This is a genomic window from Acidisphaera rubrifaciens HS-AP3 (assembly GCF_000964365.1).
GTDB classification, from domain to species: domain Bacteria; phylum Pseudomonadota; class Alphaproteobacteria; order Acetobacterales; family Acetobacteraceae; genus Acidisphaera; species Acidisphaera rubrifaciens.
Genome location: NZ_BANB01000018.1, coordinates 1 through 3544, shown reverse-complemented (window position 1 = coordinate 3544; position 3544 = coordinate 1). Strand labels below are relative to the sequence as shown.

Annotated in this window: 3 protein-coding genes, 1 tRNA gene and 1 pseudogene; 2 read left to right on the top strand and 3 right to left on the bottom strand. The window is 68.6% G+C overall.

Features of this window, described 5'->3' with window-relative positions:
- On the bottom strand, window positions 1-1284 hold a 1284-nt coding region (gene glnA / locus B8460_RS00675), incomplete at its 3' end, for a type I glutamate--ammonia ligase (protein ID WP_048859641.1).
- Window positions 1285-1357: 73 nt separating this feature from the next.
- Window positions 1358-1696 carry a P-II family nitrogen regulator gene (locus tag B8460_RS00670; protein ID WP_048859640.1) on the bottom strand — a complete coding sequence of 113 codons (339 nt, stop codon included), beginning with the start codon at window positions 1694-1696 and terminating at the stop codon, window positions 1358-1360.
- Window positions 1697-1933: 237 nt separating this feature from the next.
- On the opposite strand from B8460_RS00670, the gene B8460_RS00665 reads away from it, so the two are divergent.
- Together B8460_RS00665 and B8460_RS00660 are read left to right on the top strand one after the other, a co-directional pair.
- Complete coding sequence (locus B8460_RS00665; protein WP_048859639.1) at window positions 1934-3130, top strand: aminotransferase; 1197 nt, start codon at window positions 1934-1936, stop codon at window positions 3128-3130.
- A 23-nt stretch (window positions 3131-3153) separates the two neighbouring features.
- Window positions 3154-3229 (top strand) — tRNA-His (locus B8460_RS00660).
- Between the two features lie 7 nt (window positions 3230-3236).
- On the opposite strand, the pseudogene B8460_RS21490 reads toward B8460_RS00660, so the two are convergent.
- A pseudogene (locus B8460_RS21490) lies at window positions 3237-3544 on the bottom strand (NADH-ubiquinone oxidoreductase); the annotation flags it as partial.

Sequence of the window (3544 nt, the reverse complement as noted above, 5' to 3'; positions counted from 1 at the left end):
GCCGAGGGCCTCGCGCAGGCTGCCGCACACGGTCGGGATGTCCTTCAGCTCTTCCGGCGGCAGGTCGTACAGATCCTTGTCCATCGGGTCGCCCGGATGGATCTTGTTCTTGATGCCGTCGAGCCCGGCCATGGCGATCGCCGAATAGCAGAGATACGGGTTCGCCGACGCGTCGGGGAAACGCACCTCCACGCGCTTGCCCTTGGGGCTCGCGGTGTAGGGGATGCGGCACGACGCCGAGCGGTTGCGCGCCGAATAGGCGAGCAGCACCGGCGCCTCGAAGCCCGGGATCAGCCGCTTGTAGCTGTTGGTGGACGGGTTGCTGAAGGCGTTGATCGCCTTGGCGTGCTTGATGACGCCGCCGATGAAATACAGGCACATCTCGGACAGGTCCGAGTAGCCGTTGCCCGCGAACAGCGGTTTGCCGTCCTTCCAGATCGAGAAGTGGCTGTGCATGCCCGAACCGTTGTCGCCATAGATCGGCTTCGGCATGAACGTCGCCGTCTTGCCGTAGCTGTGCGCGACGTTGTGGACGCAGTACTTATAGATCTGCATCTGGTCGGCGAGCACGTGAAGCGGGCCGAAGCGGAAGCCGAGTTCGTGCTGGCTCTGCGCGACCTCGTGGTGATGCTTCTCGATCACCAGACCCATCTCGCCCATGGTGGACAGCATCTCGGCGCGCAGGTCGCTTTCGCTGTCGACCGGCGGGACGGGGAAGTAGCCGCCCTTGACGGTCGGGCGGTGGCCCATGTTGCCTTCCGGGTAGTCCTTGAGCGACGCCTGCGGCCCTTCCAGGCTGTCGATCTGGAACATGGAGTAGTTGCCGCCGGAGCCGAACTTGACGCTGTCGAACACGAAGAACTCGGCCTCGGCGCCGACGATCAGCGTATCGCCGATGCCGGTTTCCTTCAGGTAGCTCTCCACCCGCTTGGCGGTGCTGCGCGGATCGCGCGCATAGGACTGGCCGGTGGACGGTTCAACGATGTCGCAGAACAGGATCATGCTGGGCTTGGCGGCAAACGGGTCCATGACCGCCGTTTCCGGGTCCGGCATCAGGATCATGTCGCTTTCGTTGATCGCCTTCCAGCCGGCGATCGAGGAGCCGTCAAACATGATGCCGTCGCGGAACGCGTCCTCGTCGATGGTCGAGACGTGCTGCGCGGTGTGCTGCCACTTGCCGCGCGGATCGGTGAACCGCAGATCGACGTATTCGACGGAGTGTTCCTTCATCATCTCCATCACGTGGCCGATGCCGGCCGCCGCGTCACCAGACTTTTTCGCCATCCTTCGGGTCCAGTCCTTCTCTTCGCATGGGTGGCCGGGGCACGATGCGCCGGCCGGTGGTTCGCCGCCGGCGCTAGACCGCGTCCGGGCCGCGTTCGCCCGTCCGTATGCGGATGACTTCCTCGATCGTCGAGACGAAAATCTTGCCGTCGCCGATGCGCCCGGTGCGGGCGGCATTGACGATCGCCTCCACCGCGCGCTCGACAAGGGCGTCGTCGCAGACCACCTCGATCTTCACCTTCGGCAGGAAATCAACCACGTATTCGGCGCCGCGGTATAATTCGGTATGGCCTTTCTGGCGACCGAAACCCTTGGCCTCGACGACCGTAATGCCCTGAAGCCCAACCTCGTGCAGGGCTTCCTTCACTTCGTCGAGCTTGAACGGCTTGATGACAGCTTCGATCTTCTTCATGCGCGCATGGCCCGGCACAGGCCGGGCGCCCTCCCATACTTCAGTGCACTGCCATTCGGTCGGTCGTGCCGGCAGGCCGCAAGGTTTGCACGGGGCGTGCCAGCCCGGCAATGCGGCGGGGCGGGCAGCAAATCCCCGGCCGGCGGGCGTTGTCGGCGCCCCGCACACTCTTTTATATGCGGCGCCCGCCGCGCGGAGGATAGATGCGGCGCCCGCCGCGCCGAGGATGCCGCCGCCATGAAGACACCGAACAGCCTGCTGGCCGCCACCGGCACCACCATCTTCACGGTGATGTCCGCCCTCGCGACCCGGCACGGGGCGATCAACCTCGGGCAGGGATTTCCCGACACCGACGGGCCGGAGGATGTCTGCCGCGCCGCCGCCGAGGCGCTGCTCGACGGACGCAACCAGTACCCGCCGCTGACCGGCGTGCCGGAGCTGCGCGCCGCCGTCGCGGCCCATAACGCCCGCTTCTACGGCATCACGGCCGATCCCGACACCGATATCGTGGTGACCTCCGGCGCGACCGAGGCGATCACCGCCTGCCTGATGGCCCTGCTCGACCCGGGCGACGAGGCGGTGGTGATCGAGCCGGTCTATGACACCTACCTGCCGGTCATCCGGATGCTGGGCGCGGTGCCGCGCGTCGTGCGCATCGCCCCGCCGGACTGGCGCCTGGACCGGACGGCGCTGGCGGCGGCGTTCGGGCCGCGGACCAAGGCGATCCTGCTCAACTCGCCCATGAATCCATCAGGCAAGGTGTTCGACGCTGCCGAGCGCGCGGCCATCGCGGCGCTTCTGGCGCAGCACGATGCCTATGCCGTGTGCGACGAGGTGTACGAGCATCTGACCTTCGACGGGCAGCGCCACGTGCCCCTGATGACCCTGCCGGGCATGGCGGAGCGCTGTCTGCGCATCGGCAGCGCGGGCAAGACGTTCTCGCTGACCGGGTGGAAGGTCGGCTACGTCACCGCGCCGACCGCCCTCGGCCCGCTCGTCGCCAAGGCGCATCAGAACCTGACCTTCACCACGGCGCCCAACCTGCAACGCGCGGTCGCGGTCGGGCTGGCGAAGCCGGACGGCTATTTCGACGGCTTGGCGACCACGATGGCGGCGCAGCGCGACCGGCTGGCGGCGGGACTGGCGGGCATCGGCTTCCGCGTCCTGCCGAGCGCGGGCAGCTATTTCCTGGTGGCCGACTACACGCCGCTCGGCTTCACCGGCGACGACGATGCGTTCTGCCGCCATATCACGGAGGCGGCGGGCGTCACCGCGATCCCGCTGTCGGCTTTCTACGACGGTCCGGACGCGCCCGAAGGCTATGCCCGCTTCGCCTTCTGCAAGCGCCCGGCGCTGCTGGACGAGGCCGTCGCCCGCCTCGCGCGGCATTTCGGGGCGGACGGCGCATTGACGCGGGCGGGCGCCGCGGCGTAGGACGCCCGCCGCGGCTGGCGATGGCGGGCGTAGCTCAGATGGTAGAGCGCCAGGTTGTGGTCTTGGATGCCGTGGGTTCGAGTCCCATCGCTCGCCCCAGCCGCCGTCATCCGAACGCGAAGGTCTCGGCCAGCCCCGCCTCCAGCGGGCGGGGCGCAACGCCGAGCACCTCGCGCATCGGCCCGATGTCGAACGCCTTGTCCTCCAGCAGCCGCCGGATTTCCGCCGCCCGCACGCGCGGCAGGCGCGGGATCACCGCGGTCAGCGGCGCCAGCGCCATCAGCAGCGCCGGCGGCACCGCGACGATGCGCGGCGGTCGCTGCCCGGCGGCGCGCGCCACGGCGGCGACGAAGGCGGCATAGGGCAGGGGCGCCGGCCCCGCGATCACCAGCGCCGCCGGCCCCGTCCAGTCGC